Origin of the sequence: Kingella kingae ATCC 23330 (assembly GCF_900111845.1) — a bacterium.
Lineage (GTDB): Bacteria > Pseudomonadota > Gammaproteobacteria > Burkholderiales > Neisseriaceae > Kingella > Kingella kingae.
The window spans coordinates 32,991-50,759 of the sequence record NZ_FOJK01000013.1 but is presented as its reverse complement, the minus strand read 5'-3'; the positions used below and the strand labels follow the sequence as shown (position 1 = coordinate 50,759).

The 17,769-nt window shown below is 46.5% G+C and carries 17 protein-coding genes; 9 read left to right on the top strand and 8 right to left on the bottom strand.

Annotated elements, in window-relative coordinates; translation table 11 throughout:
- From BQ5809_RS10270 to greA, 6 genes are all read left to right on the top strand, one after another.
- A partial coding sequence (locus tag BQ5809_RS10270) for an IS1 family transposase (RefSeq protein WP_143452382.1) occupies positions 1–203 on the top strand: 203 nt, incomplete at its 5' end.
- 267 nt (positions 204–470) lie between these two features.
- A complete protein-coding gene (locus BQ5809_RS11450) occupies positions 471–707 on the top strand; it encodes a hypothetical protein (RefSeq protein ID WP_032827585.1) in 237 nt (78 codons plus the stop codon).
- 216 nt (positions 708–923) lie between these two features.
- Positions 924–1,955 carry an endonuclease NucS domain-containing protein gene (locus BQ5809_RS04565; protein WP_003785370.1) on the top strand — a complete coding sequence of 344 codons (1,032 nt, stop codon included), beginning with the start codon at positions 924–926 and terminating at the stop codon, positions 1,953–1,955.
- 27 nt (positions 1,956–1,982) lie between these two features.
- Positions 1,983–5,195 carry a carbamoyl-phosphate synthase large subunit gene (gene carB, locus BQ5809_RS04560; RefSeq protein ID WP_003785371.1) on the top strand — a complete coding sequence of 1,071 codons (3,213 nt, stop codon included), beginning with the start codon at positions 1,983–1,985 and terminating at the stop codon, positions 5,193–5,195.
- Between the two features lie 163 nt (positions 5,196–5,358).
- The gene (locus tag BQ5809_RS04555; protein ID WP_032827586.1) at positions 5,359–5,832 is read left to right on the top strand and encodes a hypothetical protein; all 474 of its coding nucleotides are present in this window, start codon (positions 5,359–5,361) and stop codon (positions 5,830–5,832) included.
- 161 nt (positions 5,833–5,993) lie between these two features.
- Positions 5,994–6,470 (top strand): transcription elongation factor GreA, encoded by a 477-nt coding sequence (gene greA / locus BQ5809_RS04550; protein ID WP_003789367.1) that lies wholly within the window; start codon positions 5,994–5,996, stop codon positions 6,468–6,470.
- 80 nt (positions 6,471–6,550) lie between these two features.
- Here greA and BQ5809_RS04545 read toward each other — a convergent pair whose 3' ends face one another.
- The 4 genes from BQ5809_RS04545 to BQ5809_RS04530 form a co-directional block, all read right to left on the bottom strand.
- A complete protein-coding gene (locus BQ5809_RS04545; protein WP_003785374.1) occupies positions 6,551–8,785 on the bottom strand; it encodes a heavy metal translocating P-type ATPase in 2,235 nt (744 codons plus the stop codon).
- Between the two features lie 124 nt (positions 8,786–8,909).
- Positions 8,910–9,425, bottom strand: a complete 516-nt coding sequence (locus BQ5809_RS04540; RefSeq protein ID WP_003785378.1) for a rhodanese family protein — start codon at positions 9,423–9,425, stop codon at positions 8,910–8,912.
- 11 nt (positions 9,426–9,436) lie between these two features.
- Entirely contained in the window at positions 9,437–9,745 is a 309-nt protein-coding gene (locus BQ5809_RS04535; protein ID WP_003785381.1) for an ArsR/SmtB family transcription factor, read from the bottom strand.
- Positions 9,746–9,854: 109 nt separating this feature from the next.
- Complete coding sequence (locus BQ5809_RS04530; protein WP_003785383.1) at positions 9,855–10,067, bottom strand: heavy-metal-associated domain-containing protein; 213 nt, start codon at positions 10,065–10,067, stop codon at positions 9,855–9,857.
- Positions 10,068–10,167: 100 nt separating this feature from the next.
- Here BQ5809_RS04530 and cueR point away from each other — a divergent pair, with 100 nt between their 5' ends.
- Positions 10,168–10,557 carry a Cu(I)-responsive transcriptional regulator gene (cueR, locus tag BQ5809_RS04525; RefSeq protein ID WP_003785384.1) on the top strand — a complete coding sequence of 130 codons (390 nt, stop codon included), beginning with the start codon at positions 10,168–10,170 and terminating at the stop codon, positions 10,555–10,557.
- 59 nt (positions 10,558–10,616) lie between these two features.
- On the opposite strand, the gene BQ5809_RS04520 is transcribed toward cueR, so the two are convergent.
- Together BQ5809_RS04520 and BQ5809_RS04515 are read right to left on the bottom strand one after the other, a co-directional pair.
- Positions 10,617–11,792, bottom strand: a complete 1,176-nt coding sequence (locus BQ5809_RS04520) for a polyamine ABC transporter substrate-binding protein (RefSeq protein WP_003785386.1) — start codon at positions 11,790–11,792, stop codon at positions 10,617–10,619.
- A 224-nt stretch (positions 11,793–12,016) separates the two neighbouring features.
- The gene (locus BQ5809_RS04515; protein WP_003785387.1) at positions 12,017–12,769 is read right to left on the bottom strand and encodes a Nif3-like dinuclear metal center hexameric protein; all 753 of its coding nucleotides are present in this window, start codon (positions 12,767–12,769) and stop codon (positions 12,017–12,019) included.
- Between the two features lie 129 nt (positions 12,770–12,898).
- Here BQ5809_RS04515 and BQ5809_RS04510 point away from each other — a divergent pair, with 129 nt between their 5' ends.
- Positions 12,899–14,482: an inorganic phosphate transporter gene (locus BQ5809_RS04510; RefSeq protein ID WP_003785389.1), complete on the top strand. Its 1,584-nt coding sequence runs from the start codon at positions 12,899–12,901 to the stop codon at positions 14,480–14,482.
- A gap of 279 nt (positions 14,483–14,761) precedes the next feature.
- Positions 14,762–16,255 (top strand): phosphate acetyltransferase, encoded by a 1,494-nt coding sequence (gene pta, locus BQ5809_RS04505; protein WP_003789388.1) that lies wholly within the window; start codon positions 14,762–14,764, stop codon positions 16,253–16,255.
- Positions 16,256–16,315: 60 nt separating this feature from the next.
- Here pta and BQ5809_RS04500 read toward each other — a convergent pair whose 3' ends face one another.
- Together BQ5809_RS04500 and murI are read right to left on the bottom strand one after the other, a co-directional pair.
- Positions 16,316–16,615 (bottom strand): hypothetical protein, encoded by a 300-nt coding sequence (locus tag BQ5809_RS04500; protein WP_026036370.1) that lies wholly within the window; start codon positions 16,613–16,615, stop codon positions 16,316–16,318.
- A gap of 227 nt (positions 16,616–16,842) precedes the next feature.
- Positions 16,843–17,655 (bottom strand): glutamate racemase, encoded by an 813-nt coding sequence (murI, locus tag BQ5809_RS04495; RefSeq protein ID WP_003785394.1) that lies wholly within the window; start codon positions 17,653–17,655, stop codon positions 16,843–16,845.
- Positions 17,656–17,769 lie beyond the last annotated feature (114 nt).

The following is a 17,769-nucleotide window of genomic DNA, read 5'->3' as shown; positions in this document are numbered from 1 at the left end:
CTGCATTTTTAAATGTCTTTTCAAATGAAGAATGGCATCTAGTTGGTAAGCAACACACAGTTGGCATTGAGGGTAATAACTGTCGTTTACGGCACAAAGTAAGGCGAGCGTTTAGAAAAACGTGTTGTTTTTCTAAAAGTATGTTTTATCACAAGAAAGTTTTTGATTTAGCTTTCTTTGATATTCATTTTGGCATTGTTTAGTTTTACAGCACACTTTTCAGGACACCACCTGAAAAAGTAGCCCTGTTTATCGCATTAATCAGCGTATTATCCGCGTGCAACACCATCCATTCTGTTGCACGCGACGCCAATACAGCCGTGCAAGCATGGAATGACGACTACCAAAAACAAAACAATCGCTAACACATTACACCAAACTACAAGGCGGTTTGCTCATCAAACTATCTGAAGAAAACCCACTCATAAAGGTATTTCATGAAAAAAATGGCTTTACTCCTCTGCCTACTTATGAGCGCTCTCGCCTTCGCAGACAACGAAACCATCGACCTGAAAAAATCAGCCAACTCAGCGCGGACATCGTCGATTCCTCAACTCAATGCATCTACAAAACCCGTGAAACATGGATACGTCAAACGCGTGGTGGATTGGCAATATTCATCATTCCAACGATATGTGGCAAAAGGAATTTTGCCGATGGATTGGGCAGGAAATGGTGTGGAAATTGAAGACGGTTTTGGCGAATAAACGTAGGTTGGGTTGATAAACCCAACACCGGCAGATAATTTGACGGTTTTATGTTGGGCTTTCAACCCAACCTACAAGGAGGCGAACGAATTTCAGACGACCCCAAAGTAGGTTGGGTTGCCAAACTCAACGTTTTTAGGCGATTAGTGGTTTGTGTTGGGTTTTCAACCCAACCTACACTTGCTGACTGAAAATACCATTTACACAGGATCATCTATGTATCAAATTGACATCTCCAACAAGAAAATGAATAAATTAAATGCAACAACATTTTCAGAATTAAATTTAAGTGAGCGGTACGATATTCAAGAATGGATTGACGATACCCCAGAAATTCTTGGGGAAAAATTATTGATTATTGGGAAAGAAATTATCTTACCAAGTGGTATTCGATTAGATTTATTAGCAATAGATGAGAATGGTAATTTAGTTATTATTGAATTAAAGAGAGATACTTCAGGCAATCATGTTGAATGGCAGGCAATTAAATATGCTTCATATTGCTCAGCTTTTACAGATGAAGAAATTTTTAAAATACATCAGGATTATCTTAATAAGAAATATAATGATAGAGATGCAAAACGAGAAATTGAAAATTTTCTTGTTACTTTTGAAATGGAAAAGTTGAATAAAGAACAACGCATTATTTTAGTTTCACGAGATTTTAATTCTGATGTTGCTTCTGCTGTTTTATGGCTAAATGATAAAGGACTGGATATTAAATGCATCAAGATTAATTCATTTATTTCAAAAAACAATGAGTTACTTATTTATCCCACCCAAATTATCCCTTTACCCGAAGCAGAAGATTTTATTAAACGGAAAGCTATCCAAAGAAAAGAAAATTCTTTACAACAATATGATGCAGATAGGGTTTCATTTGACATACCCGAATATTCAAGAGATGAGTTAAAAAGCAAATTGTCTGATTTTTTATCTAAACAAATTAATTTAAAAGAACGATTTATTGCATTTTTTAAAATCTTATTATCTGAAAATCGTGAATTTCATCGCGAGGAAATTAAAGAGATATTCTTCAATACATATGAAATTGGTAATGATGTCCAACATGCAGGCAGATTATTAAGCAATGTCAGCCAAGTAATTACTCGTAAAGCTAACGATTTTCTCCGTCAATTAATCAAATTTGGCAGAGATTATGACCATTCAGGAGCATACAAACACAGTTATTTCATTCCTGATGAATATCGCCACTTAGTTCAAGAAATAATTGATAAAGTTGAATAACATTTTTTAAAACAGAAAGACCCATCTATGCCTAAACGTACCGACCTAAAATCCATCCTTATCATCGGCGCTGGCCCTATCGTTATCGGTCAGGCTTGCGAATTTGACTATTCAGGCGCACAAGCGTGTAAAGCCTTGTGCGAAGAAGGCTACAAAGTCATCTTAGTCAATTCCAACCCAGCCACGATTATGACCGACCCGAACATAGCGGACGTTACCTACATTGAGCCAATCATGTGGCAAACGGTGGAAAAAATCATCGCCAAAGAACGCCCAGACGCAATTTTGCCAACTATGGGCGGACAAACCGCGTTGAATTGCGCTTTGGATTTGGCGCGAAATGGCGTATTAGCTAAATACAACGTGGAATTGATTGGCGCAACCGAAGACGCGATTGACAAAGCCGAAGACCGTGGACGCTTCAAAGACGCCATGGCAAAAATCGGCTTGAACACCCCCAAATCATTCATCTGCCACACGATGAACGAAGCCTTGCGCGCCCAAGAAGAAGTGGGTTTCCCAACGCTGATTCGTCCGTCATTCACCATGGGCGGCTCAGGCGGCGGCATCGCATACAACAAAGATGAATTTTTGGCGATTTGCGAGCGCGGTTTTGACGCATCACCTACGCATGAATTGTTGATTGAACAATCCGTTTTGGGCTGGAAAGAGTACGAAATGGAAGTGGTGCGCGACAAAAAAGACAACTGCATCATCATCTGTTCCATTGAAAACTTTGACCCAATGGGCGTACACACAGGCGACAGCATCACGGTTGCCCCAGCGCAAACTTTGACCGACAAAGAATACCAAATCATGCGTAATGCCAGCTTGGCGGTATTGCGTGAGATTGGCGTGGACACAGGCGGCTCAAACGTGCAATTCGCGGTCAATCCCGAAAACGGCGAGATGATTGTGATTGAAATGAATCCGCGTGTATCGCGTTCGTCTGCGTTGGCGAGTAAAGCAACTGGTTTCCCGATTGCGAAAGTAGCGGCGAAATTGGCAGTCGGTTTCACATTGGACGAATTGCGTAACGACATCACAGGCGGACGCACGCCAGCGTCTTTTGAGCCGAGCATTGATTATGTGGTTACGAAAATTCCGCGTTTTGCGTTTGAAAAATTCCCTGCGGCGGACGACACTTTGACCACGCAAATGAAATCGGTGGGCGAAGTCATGGCAATGGGTCGCACTATTCAAGAAAGTTTCCAAAAAGCCTTGCGCGGTTTGGAAACAGGTTTGTGCGGCTTTAATCCGCGTTCGCAAGACAAAACGGAAATTCGCCGCGAACTTGCCACGCCACGCGCTGAACGTATGTTGTTTGTGGCGGACGCTTTCCGCGCAGGTTTTAGCATTCAGGAAATTTACGATATTTGTAAAATTGATTTTTGGTTCTTGGCACAAATTGAAGATTTGGTCAAAGAAGAGCAAAAAATCGTTTCAGGCAGCCTGCAAGATTTGGATTTCAATACTTTGCGCCGTTTGAAACGCAAAGGTTTTTCAGATAAACGTATTGCCCAATTATTGGAGCTGCCTGAAAAAGACGTGCGCGAACATCGTTACAACTTGAATTTGCACCCAGTTTACAAACGTGTAGATACTTGCGCGGCTGAATTTGACACCGACACTGCGTATTTGTATTCCACATATGAAGAAGAATGCGAAGCGCGTCCGTCTGACCGCAAAAAAGTGATGATTTTGGGCGGCGGTCCAAACCGCATTGGTCAAGGCATTGAGTTTGACTATTGCTGTGTACACGCAGCGTTAGCGTTGCGCGAAAGCGGTTTTGAAATGATTATGGTGAACTGCAACCCTGAAACCGTTTCTACCGATTTTGACACGTCCGACCGCTTGTATTTTGAGCCTTTGACGTTGGAAGATGTGTTAGAAATCGTCCGCAAAGAAAATCCTTGGGGCGTGATTGTGCATTATGGCGGTCAAACGCCTTTGAAATTGGCGAATGCGCTGGTTGAAAATGGCGTGAACATCATCGGCACATCAGCCGACAGCATTGACGCAGCCGAAGACCGTGAGCGTTTCCAACAAGTTTTGAATGAGTTGGGTTTGCGCCAACCGCCAAACCGCATTGCGCGTAATGAAACCGAAGCCTTGACGTTGGCGGAAGAAATTGGCTATCCGTTGGTGGTGCGTCCGTCTTATGTGTTGGGTGGTCGTGCGATGCAAGTGGTTCATTCTGAGGAACAATTACAGCGTTATATGCGCGAAGCGGTGCAGGTTTCGGAAGACAGCCCTGTGTTGTTGGATTTCTTCTTGAATAATGCGATTGAAGTAGATGTGGATTGCGTGTCAGACGGCAAAGAAGTCGTGATTGGCGGCATTATGCAGCACGTTGAACAAGCAGGTATTCACTCGGGCGACTCGGCTTGTTCGTTGCCGCCGTATTCGTTGAGCGTTGAAATTCAAGACGAAATTCGTCGCCAAACCAAAGCAATGGCGTTTGCGCTGAACGTGAAAGGTTTGATGAACGTGCAATTTGCGGTGCAAGACGGCGTGGTGTTTGTATTGGAAGTGAATCCGCGTGCGAGCCGTACCGTACCGTTTGTGTCCAAAGCGACTTCTGTGCCGTTGGCGAAAATCGGGGCGCGTGCGATGGCTGGCATTTCCTTGCAAGAACAAAACTTTACGGCTGAAATTATCCCTGATTTCTACGCGGTGAAAGAAGCGGTGTTCCCATTCATCAAATTCCCAGGGGTGGATACGATTTTGGGCCCTGAAATGCGTTCAACTGGCGAAGTGATGGGCGTAGCGGAAACCTTTGGCGAAGCGTATTTGAAAGCGCAATTAGGCGCAGGCGAGCGTTTCGGCAAAACAGGCAAAGTATTTATTGCGGTGCGCGATGAAGATAAACCGTTGATTTTGCAAACGGCGAAAAATTTCCAAGCACTCGGTTATGGTTTGTGCGCGACACGCGGCACGGCGGCGTATTTGGCGGAACACGGCATTATCGCGCAGCCTGTAAACAAGGTGCGTGAAGGTCGTCCGCATATTGTGGATATGATTAAAAATGGTGAAATTGCCTTGGTTATCAATACTTCAGGCAGTACAGGCAACGAAATTTCAGACAGCCAAGAAATCCGCCGCAGTGCATTGAGCCAACGTGTACCACAATACACGACTGTGGCAGGCGGCGAAGCGATTAGCTTTGGCGTGAAAGCGTTGAGCGATACACATGTATTTAGCGTACAAGAATTGCATGAGCAGTTGAAAAATCGCTAATCAAAAAAGTGCAGGCTGCTTTTGTGGTAGTGCTTCATGCCTACTGCGTACCTAAATCATAGATTTGGACAAAAAGGCAAAGCAGCCTGCACTTTGCCCAAAGCAGCAAAATCGTTTATTATCGCGCCAAGTTTTATTAAGCATTTTTGGAAAGGAATCCAATATGAAAACAAAAATTGTTGCAGTTGGTTTAATGATGTTGGCATTGGGTGCGTGTTCTGCGCCGCAATTATCGGGTGTTTTTTCGCCTTCTACTCAAAGCACGACATCGTCTGGGCGTTTTACTTTGGCAAGCAGCCATTGGTCTGATGTGGCGAAATTGCGCGCCGAATCGCATCGTTTGGGTTTGGAAGTTCGTGCAGGTCGCTTAACCAAAGTGCAGGCTGCTCAACATTTGAACCGATTCCGCATCAATTTGGTTGGCAGAAACAGCGTGGACGACAGCGTGTATGAAGTCTACCAACAAGCCGCGGTGGATAGCCAACGTGGTGTGATTGATGCCACGCAATCCAAAGCCTATGTGGAAAATGCTTTGCGCGGTTGGCAACAACGCTGGCCGAATATGACCAATAAACCCAATAATCCTGCGTTTACCAATTCTTTGATGGAATTTATGGGCATGCAGCCCTTGCAGTAATGGCATAAAATGATTGCCTTTTTTGCCTGATTTGGTACAATGCGCGTCATTAAAAACAACCCCTAGCAAGCCGCAAATTGATTGCGGCTTGCCTTTTTATTTATTTATTTAAACAAAGCAGCCTGCACAGTTGGGGCTATTTTTGGAGAACACATTTAATCATGAAAAAAATCCCTTTAACCGTTCACGGTGCGGAACGCTTGAAAGCTGAATTGCAACAACTCAAAAGCGTGGCGCGTCCCGAAGTGATTGCCGCGATTGCCGAAGCACGTTCGCATGGTGACTTGTCGGAAAACGCGGAATACGAAGCGGCAAAAGACCGCCAAGGCTTTATTGAAGGACGCATTGCGGAATTGGAAAACAAATTGTCGCACGCGCAAATTATTGACCCGAAAGAAATCCACGCAGACGGCAAAATCGTGTTTGGCGCAACCGTGAATTTGATGGATTTGGACAGCGATGAAGAATCGTGCTATCAAATTGTGGGCGACGATGAAGCGGACATCAAATTGTTCAAAATTTCGGTTAATTCGCCGATTGCACGCGCCTTAATCGGCAAAGAAGAGGGCGATGTTGCCGAAGTGCAAGCCCCAAGCGGTATTCGTGAATATGAAATTTTGACGGTGCAATATATTTAAGTTGCCACACAATATAAAGTGCAGGCTGCTTTTTAATGGTTTTTTCCGTTAAAAAGCAGCCTGTACTTTTGTTTGGGCGATTAAAATTTCATGCGTTTTAATCTTAACGCATTCCCCAACACCGACACCGAGCTCAACGCCATCATCGCGCCAGCCAACACAGGCGTAAGCAATCCAACCGCCGCAAACGGAATCCCCAACGCATTATAAATAAATGCAAAAAACAAATTCTGCTTAATCGCACGCAAAGTCGCACGCGCCACAATGAGACCGCTCGCCAGTTGATTAACCGATTGCTGCACAAGCACCGCGTCCGCGCTTTGTTCGGCAATATCCGTGCTGCCGCGCACCGCAAAACCCACGTCCGCCAACGCCAACGCTGGCGCATCGTTGATGCCGTCCCCAGCCATTGCCACTTTCGCGCCTTGTTGTTGAAGTTGTTGGATAAATTCGGCTTTTTGGCGCGGCGATTGGTTGCCGTGCGCGTGGTTTTCAGGCAGCCTTAATTGTTGCGCGATGTGGGCAACGGTTGCCGCGTTGTCGCCACTTAAAATGTGGACGGCAATGTTGTGTTCGCGTAATCGTTGAATGGCAGAAAGGCTGTCGGGTTTGAGTGGATCAGCTAGGGCGAATGCGCCAACGGGTTGATTATTCAATGAAACGGCAACCAAGCTCGCGATTTGCCACACACTGCCAACTGCTCCCTCTCCCTGTGGGAGAGGGTTGTTTGGGTTTGCAATTACGTTGTTGCTGTCTGAAACGGTTTGCCTTCTCCCACGAGGAGAGGGAATAAGGCTTTCAGGCAGCCTGAAACCGCAAAAATCCAATTTCCCCACTTTCACATCGCCCAAACCATCAATATTCGCGCTAATCCCTTCGCCAGCGACCGTGTTCACATTTTCCGCATTCAACGGTGCAATTTCACGCGCAAAAGCAGCCTGCACAATCGCATTCGCCAAAGGGTGCGCTGCGTGTTGTTCCACCGCCGCCGCAATTTCAAATAATTGATTTTCCGTAAAATTATCCGCCGTCCAAATTGCCGCAATATCAGGTTTTCCCTGTGTTAGCGTGCCTGTTTTGTCCAAAATCACCGTATCCACCGCGCCAGCCATTTCCAATGCTGCCGCATTTTTAAACCACACCCCATGCTGCACCGCCTGCCCCATGCCAGCCATAATCGCCGCAGGGGTCGCCAAACCCAATGCGCACGGACACGCCACCACCAACACCGCCACCGCACGAACCAAAGCTGCCGTAAAATCGCCCACAATCAACCAGTTAGCCACCAAAGTCAGTAACGAAATCGCCAACACAGACGGCACAAACACCGTCGCCACCTTGTCCGCCAAACGCGCAATCGGGGCTTTGCTGCCCTGCGCGTCCGCCAACGCCGCCACCATGTCGCCCAACAGCGTGTCGCTGCCCAAACTTTCCGCGCGATAATCAAGGCTGCCTGAAAGAATAGAACCTGCTAACACCTTGTTTCCAATCGTTTTGTAAACAGGTTGGCTTTCGCCTGTCAAATGGCTTTCGTCCGCCCAACCTTCGCCCGACATCACTTCGCCGTCTGCCGCGATGCGTCCGCCTTGTACACAGCGCAAAATATCGCCTTGTTTCACTTGGTCAATTTTGACCGTTTGCCATTGATTATTTTGCAGAATTTGCACATCACGCGGCGTGAGTTGCAGCAGAGAACTGAGCGCGTTCAGGCTGCCGCGTTTCGTTTTCGCTTCCAAATATTTGCCGAGCGACACAAACGCCAACACCATTACGCCCGCTTCAAAATAAACGTGATGTGCTTGTCCTGCCAACACCATTCCCAATGAATACAAATAGATAGATAATGTACCCACCGACACCAACACGTCCATATTCGCCAAACCACCGCGCACGCTGGCAATCGCACCCTTGTAAAACGGCAGCGCAAAATACGTCTGCGCCACAGTCGCAATCGCAATCTGCAACCAAAGCGGCGGCATCAGCGCGTGCGAACCGCCGATCATTCCAATCATACCCACCCAAAACGGCAACGACAATGCGAGCAACGTCCACATGCGCCAATGGCTTTCATGCGAATCTGTTTCAGGCAGCAACGAAGTTTGCACGGCTGCCTGAAAGCCTGTTTTTTCAATGATTTTGATGAGTTCATCGGGATTGGTTTGCGTGTCGTCAAACGTGATTTGCGCGGTTTCGCCAGCAAAATTGACCACCGCTTCGGACACAAATTCTTTTTTATTCAACACTTTTTCAATGCGATTGGCGCAGGCTTGGCAAGTCATGCCTTGAATGTTGAAATTGATGTGTTGGGTTGCCATGTCGGGTCTCCAAAATTTTTGGTATTGGGGGAATGATAAACTTTGACTGGTGGTTAAGGTCAAGGGCTAAAAAAATTTCAGGCAGCCTGAAAGATGATTTTCAGGCTGCCTGAATGATTTCAAATTAAAAACGATTCCATGGCATTTTTGCTAACAATTTCGCCATACCACAAAACCCCGTTACGCCAGCAAACACCAACCCAACCCCAACAAAAGCTGATAAAACATAAAACACAGGCGACACTAACGCACCCAAAATCACGCCTAATAAAACCAAACTTCCTGCGGCAATTTGTACTTGGCGCATGATGTCCATTGGCGCGTTTGCCACTTTTTCTACGGGAAAACCTGCTTGTTCCCAAGCATTCAAGCCACCGTCCAACACATAAATTTCCGCAGCATTTTGTGCAAAAGTGCGTAACTTATCCCAATTTTGGCGCGTTCTCATGCCTGATAAACAATGAAAAATTACCACTGCTTGACTAGGCGGCGACAATTTATCCAATTCATCTAACGGCATAGATTGCGCTTGCACGATGTGTTTGGCGCGATATTCATTTACGCTGCGAATATCAACCAATACCGCGCCTTGTTGTAATTTTTCCGCTACTTGTGCAGCGTTTAATGTATTTAAATCCATTTTTAACACCTCTACGAACAGAACATTTCTTTTAAAATCAACAATAATTTCAAAGCATTTTCACTACGAACGAAGTAATACAGCGTTTGCGATTCGCGCCGATAAGCCACCAAACCTTCATCGCGCAATTTCGCTAAATGCTGCGACAATGCCGATTGCGTTAAAGGCAAAAGCGCTACTAATTCGCCCACGCTCAATTCTTTTTCGTCTGCTAGTAAACACAAAATTTGTAAACGGACAGGATTGCCTAGCGTTTTTAAAAATTGCGCTGCTTGTTCAGCTTGTTGTTCAAAGTTTAAATTTTGTTTTAAATCAGACATATTTTAAAAAGAACTAAATTAGTAAGTTCTAATATATGAATATTATCAGAAGTTTCTAAAAAAAGAAAGGCGGCCTGAAAAAAATCTTTCAGGCTGCCTGAATCATCATTTACGCCTGCACCGCATCAAACCCAGCATCTTCCACCACATCAATTAACGCCGCGATATTCGTTTTCGCGTCATCAAATTCCACGACTGCACTCGCGCTTGCTAAATCCACATTTGCGCTGCTCACGCCAGCCGTTTCGCTCAATACTTTCGTTACGCTTTTCACGCAGCCGCCGCACGTCATGCCGCCGATGTTTAAAGTTACTGTTGCCATTTTTGTTTCCTTGTTGATTGTTGATAAAACGGCAATAATATAAACCTTAACCACAGGTTAAAGTCAAACCATTTTTTCAGGTAGCCTGAAAGGAAACATCATGAACATCAGCCAAGCCGCCCAACAAACAGGTTTATCCGCCAAACAAATCCGCGATTACGAAAAACAAAATTTGCTGCCTGAAACCCAGCGTAGCGAATCGGGCTATCGCGTGTATGGCGAACACGATTTACAGCGATTGCGCTTTATTCGTCATGCGCGAGATGTCGGCTTTTCGTTGGCGCAAATCCGCGAATTGTTGGCGTTGCAAGACAATCCGAACCGCCACAGCCGCGATGTGAAAAATTTAACCGCACAACACATTACCGAATTAAATCAACGCATTGAATCGCTGCAATCCATGTTGCACACGCTGCAAACGTGGCATAATGAATGTTCGGGCGATGAACAAGCGGATTGTTGTATTTTGGCTGGATTGAATCAGCATTAAAAAAGCAGCCTGCACTTTCAAAAATAAAAGTGCAGGCTGCTTTTTAGGGTTTATTGGATTTATTTACCCGCTTTTAAACCTTGCCACAAACGGGTTTGCAGTTTAATTGCTTCGGGCGATTTAGGTAAAACCACAAAACTTTGCGCTTTCACTTCATCGCTTGGGAAAATGGAATTGTCTTTGGCAAATTCGGGCTGCATCAAATCACGCGCGGGTTTGCTAGACGGTGCGTAGGTCACAAAATTGCCATTTTGCGCGGCGATTTTCGGGTCTAGCGTGTAGTTGATGTATTTGTGCGCGTTGGCAACATTGTTGGCGTCTTTTGGAATCATAAACGAATCAATCCAAATGCCTACGCCTGTTTTTGGGGTTAGCACTTCAATATGGTGCTTGCTGCCTGCTTCTTGGGCGCGGCGTTTGGCAATGTTCAAATCGCCGCCGTAACCAATCGCTACACACAATTCGCCGTTTGCCATGCTGTCAATGTAGCCAGACGAGCTGAATCGTTTGATGTCGCCGCGTACTTTTTTCATCAAATCGGCAGCGGCTTCAAAATCGGCAGCATTTTCGCTATTTGGGTCTTTGCCCATGTATTTCAATATCAATGGGAATTGCTCGGTTGGGCTGTCAAAAAAGCTAATGCCGCACGATTTCAGTTTTGCGGTGTACTCTGGATTAAACACCAAATCCCATTCGTTTTCAGGCAGTTGGTCTGTGCCAAGTGCTTTGCTCACTTGTTCTTTGTTAATTGCCAACGTGTTAATGCCCCAAAAATATGGCACGGCGTATTTGTTACCTGGGTCCACATCGTTCATCAATTTCAACAATTCGGGGTCAATGTTGTTGTAGTTGGGGATTTGGCTTTTGTCGATTTCGCGATACGCGCCTGCTTTGATTTGGCGACCGACATTGGCAATAGACGGCGCAACCAAGTCAAAACCCGATTGTCCTGTTAAAACTTTGGCTTCCAATACTTCGTTGCTGTCGTAGAACGCTTGGGTCACGTTTACGTTGTTGGCTTTACCAAATTCGTCCACAGTGGCTGGGTCCACATAATCTGACCAAATGTAAATATTTAAATCGCCCGTAGCTTGTTGATTGCCCGACGCCGATTCGCTTGAACCCGAAGCAGCCTGCACGCCAGATGCTGTGTTGCTAGATTGATTGGAATTTGAACCGCCACACGCACCCAAAAAAAGCGCAGCCAATGCGGAAACCAAAAGTGTTTTGTTCATTTTCGTGATTCCTAAAAAGAAAGTAGCGTGTGTCCAAGGCGGAACACACGCAAGTGGTGTTGAATAAAGGTGCAGACGGTGCAACAAAAAGTGCAGGCTGCCTCGTTGCCGTTTGGGACGCTTTTTAGCTACAAAATAGCTGAATCCAAACGCTTGGGCGGCAGCGCGATTAAACGAAAAAAATCGGCTCAATGCAAGCGAATTTTTGCGTTTGTTGTACTTTTTTACGCTGGATTGTTTTCATCAAAAAAATCAACGCGCAGATTAAATTCAGCAGCCAGCGCGTTGCCCAAAGCCTGCACGCCATAACGCTCGGTAGCGTGATGTCCTGCGGCGATGAATACTGCGCCTGTTTCGTTGGCAAGATGGAACTGCGCTTCGGAAATTTCGCCTGTTACATAAACTTGTGCGCCAGCGTCAATCGCTTGTTGAAAATAGCCTTGTGCGCCGCCTGTACACCACGCAATGCGGTGCAGGCTGCTTTGTGTATCGCCTGCAACAATGGGTTTGCGCCCCAAAACGCGTTCCATGTGCGCCAACAATTTGGGCAAGGTGTTTTGCTCGGCTGGCAGCGTGCCGATGTTGAGCAAATTTTGTTCGCCAAATTGCGTATCCAACGTCCAGCCTAGTTTTTGCGCCAGTTGTGCGTTGTTGCCCAGTTGTGGGTGTGCGTCTAGCGGCAAATGGTAGCCTACCATATTGATGTCGTGGCGGAGTAGGGTGGCGATGCGTTGTTTTTTCCAACCAATAATTGCAGTTGGTTCACTTTTCCAAAACATACCGTGATGCACCAACAGCATTTGTGCGCCCACTTGTGCGGCATGGTCAATCGCAGCGCGAGACGCGGTTACAGCGGTAACAATATGGCTAATCTGTTCCGCGCCTTCCACTTGCAAGCCATTGGGTGCGTAGTCTTTGAATTGGGTGGTGCAGAGCGTTTGGTCGCACCAAGTTAAAATATCGTGTCGTGTTGTCATTCGTGTTTTCCTTGTTGATAAAAAGTGCAGGCTGCTTTTGTTAAATAAATTTAAATTTTGTCATATTCCTGTCATATTTCGTGATTATACTGCCAGCCGTTACCTTGTTTCTATGAATTAGAGGAAATCATGCCGCAGACTAAACCTGTTGTAATGCACAAAACCAACGCCGCCTTTGCCATTTTGTTATTGGGCATGGTCGGCTATTTTATTTTTTGGGGATTGGGCTACACCAACCACAACCACGTTATTTTGTTTTTATTGGCGACCCTGTTTGGCGTGTTTATGGCGTTCAACATTGGCGGCAATGACGTAGCCAATTCGTTTGGTACATCGGTGGGTGCAGGCACTTTGACCGTGCCACAAGCCTTGTTGATTGCCGCCGTGTTTGAAGTCAGCGGTGCGGTGATTGCAGGCGGCGAAGTAACCGACACTATTCGCAACGGCATCGTTAAATTAGACAGCTTGCCGATGCAGCCATTGGATTTGATTTTTATCATGATGTCGGCATTGCTGGCGGCTGCGTTGTGGTTGTTGTTTGCCACCAAAAAAGGGTTGCCTGTATCCACCACGCACGCGATTATTGGCGGTATTGTCGGCAGTTCCGTGTCATTGGGCTTTATTGTTTCGGGTGAAAACAGTGACCCATTCAGTTTAGTTAAATGGTCACAAATTGGCACGATTGCCATTTCTTGGGTGTTGTCGCCATTGTTGGGCGGATTGGTATCGTATGGTTTGTTCTACTTGGTTAAGCGCAATATTTTGGACTACAACACCAAAGTAGAAGAACAACTCAAAGCCGTTAAAGCCGAGAAAAAAGCCTATAAAGAACAACATCGCCTGCGCTTTGAATCGCTAGACGAGCAAGAAAAAATCCAAGCTGCATCGGCAATGGCGCGTGATGCCCAAATTTATGACGAATTGGATTACGAAGCAGATGAATTGGAATCCAATTACTACAAAGGCTTGCACGAAATTGACCAACGCAAAAACAATATTGATGCGTTCAAAGCACTTTACACTTGGGTGCCAGCGATTTCGGCGATTGGTGGCATGGTGATTACGTCTATGCTGCTGTTTAAGGGCTTGAATAACTTGAACTTAAATATGAGCAATTTAACCAGCACCTTTGTGATTTTGATGCTCGGTGCAGGCATTTGGATTGCGACTTTTGTGTATGCCAAAACGCTCAAACGCAAAGATTTGGGCAAATCCACATTCCTGATTTTTTCGTGGATGCAAGTGCTAACCGCCGCAGGTTTTGCGTTTAGCCACGGCGCGAACGACATTGCCAACGCGATTGGCCCATTCGCTGCGATTATGGACGTGCTGCGTACCAACGACATTGGCGCAAATGCTCCTGTTCCGCCTGTTGCCATGCTGACGTTTGGTGTGGCGTTGATTGTCGGCTTGTGGTTTGTGGGCAAAGAAGTGATTCAAACGGTGGGCAAAGATTTGGCGGAATTGCACCCGTCATCGGGTTTTACCGCAGAATTGTCTGCTGCCAGCGTGGTGATGGGCGCATCTGTGTTGGGCTTGCCTGTGTCTAGCACGCATATTTTGGTGGGCGCGGTGTTGGGCATTGGCATGGTCAATCGCAACGCCAACTGGAAAATGATGAAACCGATTGGCTTGGCTTGGGTGATTACATTGCCTGCGGCGGCGGTGTTATCCGTGATTGGTTTCTTGGTTTTGCGTGCTGTGTTTATGTAATCATTTTTAAACAAAAAAAGCTGCCTGCACATTGAGAATTTCAATAGTGCAGGCTGCTTTTTCTATCAAAAATGGGTTTATAAAACACGCCAAATGCGCTATATTCGCCCAGTTTGGTAGGACGTTTCTATAGTTGATGCAATTATTTTTTAAGACAAGGCGACAACGCCCACCGTGTACGAATAGTACATAAGGACGTTGGCAACGTAGTATTAAAAGATAAGTGCATTAACTATATCCTGCTTGTTTGTGAACGCTTTTTCATCAAAGAGAAAAATCATGTCTAAAATTTTAATTGTTCCAGTTAATCGTCATATCAATGTGGCAGCGGTGGCACAAGCCGTTGCCAATGCTTTGCCCAATGCTGCGGTGTTCAATCCTTTGGCGGATTTAAATCGCGCACAAGATTTGTTGGCAGCAGGCAAAGGCGATGATTGGTTGGATAGCTTAATCGGCGAAGCATCGGCTTACGCACAAGCACAACTGGTTATTCAAGGCGTTGTGCCAGATGCAGACAATTTGTTGTTGTCGGCGCAAAACGTGGAATTGGCAACCGCATTCAACGCGCAAGTGGTGTTTGTGGTGTCTGGCGATAGCTCTACCGATGCTGCCAAACGTGTGCAGGCTGCTAAACAACTGTTCGCAGGCAAACAAGTGGTATTCGCTGGTGTGATTGCCGACAACCCCAAAACCGCAGAATTAACTAAATTAGCGTATTTGGGTTCAGCCGCGGCCGTGAGCGGCGTAGAAAAATTGGCTGGCGTAACAACTGACCGCGTATCGCCTGCCCAATTCCGTTTTGACATGATGCAAGCAGCGCAAAAAGCCAACAAACGCATCGTGTTACCTGAAGGCGCAGAGCCACGCACCGTTCGCGCCGCTGCCATTTGCCACGAAAAAGGCATCGCTCGTTGCGTGTTGTTGGCGCACCCACACGCTGTTCACGCCGTTGCACAAGAATTGGGTATTACTTTGCCAAGAAGCTTGGAAATTATTGACCCAGAAAGCATTGCCGAACAATATGTTGCGCCAATGTGCGAGTTGCGTAAATCCAAAGGCTTAACCGAAGAGCAAGCCCGTGAACAGCTCAAAGACACGGTGGTGCTTGGCACGATGATGATGGCGCAAAACGATGTCGATGGCTTGGTATCGGGCGCGGTTCACACCACCGCCAACACCATTCGCCCTGCCTTGCAGTTGATTAAAACCGCCCCAGGCGCGAGCATTGTGTCTAGCGTGTTCTTTATGTTGTTGCCAGGTCAAACGGTGGTGTATGGCGACTGCGCGGTAAACCCCAACCCCAATGCCGAACAGTTGGCAGAAATCGCCATTCAATCGGCAGACAGCGCAAAAGCCTTTGGCATTGAACCACGCGTGGCGATGATTTCGTATTCCACTATCAATTCGGGCAGCGGGCCAGATGTGGACACCGTGATTGAAGCCACCAAATTGGTTAAAGAAAAACGCCCCGATTTGGCGGTGGACGGTCCATTACAATACGATGCGGCGGTGGTGGAAAGCGTTGCCAAATCCAAAGCACCCAACAGCCCTGTGGCAGGCAAAGCAACCGTGTTTGTGTTCCCTGACTTGAACACAGGCAACTGCACCTACAAAGCTGTACAACGCAATGCCAACGTGTTGAGCGTTGGCCCAATGCTGCAAGGTTTGCGTAAACCTGTAAACGACTTGTCGCGTGGCGCATTGGTGGAAGATATTGTTTATACGATTGCGCTGACTGCGATTCAAGCGGTGCAAATGGAACAGGCTAAATAATTGGCGTGAATATGAAAAGCAGCCTGCACTTTTTGTTGATAGAAAGTGCAGGCTGCTTTTTTATTCACATTTCAACTGATGCGCCTTGTCCGCAAACGCATTATTAGCAATAGTACACAATTTTTCGCGCATGGCAGGTTCGGCAGCAGGCAGCGATTGGAACAGCATTTTTGTGTTGCCCTGATGAAACAACGATGCTTTTTCGCCTGCTTTTTCGTAACACGTTTGCGCGCGTTTGAAATAGTTTTGACACGCGGCAGGCAGTTGTTCCAGTGTTAATGGCTCGTGCTTGTGCATTCCGTGCGCCCATGTTGCCGAGCCAGTTAAAAGCGTCATCATGATAAAAAGAGTGGATTTCATCTTATTTTTCCTTTGTTGATTACAGCAACTTTGTTCCCTCTCCTTTGGGAGAGGGTTAGGGAGAGGGAAAATTGTTGAGTGCAATAACTTTTCGCTATTGCTGAAAGGTTTACCCTCTCCCCAGTCCTCTCTCACAGGAGAGGGAGTAGGGTGGCGTATAGATAAATATTGGTTGATAAAAGTGCAGGCTGCTTTTTGTGTGATTTTAAACCTGCACAGTTACTTTGTTACCCCAATCGCATCATCTCAATCTGTTCCAAACTGCGCCCCAAAAAGCGTTCGCCAATCGTTTGAAAGCGCAGGGGAATATCGGATACATAAAAGCGATAATCGGGTATGGCGGTGCTGGGGTTGAGCAAATCGGTAGCAGCCAAAGCCTGTGCAGTCGCTTCGGCGGTGGTGGTGGAGCTGTCCACCAGTTCAATATACGGTGCTTCGTGCTTAATCGCGGCTTTGAGTAGCGGAAAATGTGTGCAACCCAAAATCAGTGTGTCAATTTGGTCTGCCAAAAGCGGTTTTAAATATTCGTGAATGGTTAAGCGCGTTACTTCGTGGTCAAGCCAGCCTTCCTCTACCAACGGCACGAGCAGCGGCGTGGCTTGCGATAAAATGCGCGTGTCGGGATTTTGCGCGTGAATGGCGCGAGCGTAAGCATTGCTGTTTACGGTGGTGCTGGTGGCAATCACGCCAATGTGGTTGTTGCGCGTGGTGGCAAGTGCGGCTTGTGCGCCTGCTTCAATCACGCTCAACACGGGTATATTGCCAGCCATTTGCTGGACTTTTTTATAGGCAACCGCGGCGATGGTGTTGCACGCAATCACAAGGGCTTTGACTTCGTTTTGCAGCAAAAATTCGACGATTTGCGTGGTAAATTCTTCAATCGTGTTACGCGATTTTACGCCGTAAGGCACACGCGCCGTGTCGCCAAAATAGACAATGTTTTCGTTGGGCAGGCGTTCCATTAGGGCGCGAACCACGGTCAAGCCGCCTACGCCCGAATCAAACACGCCAATGGGTTTTTGTTTGCGCTGATTATTCATAATAATGTGTGCAGGCTGCCTGCAAATGGAAAACGCTTATTCTAACCAAAATCGTGCAAAAAGGGGGCAAATCGCGTATCATGGGCAACATTTTTCGTGCAGGCTGCTTCAAAA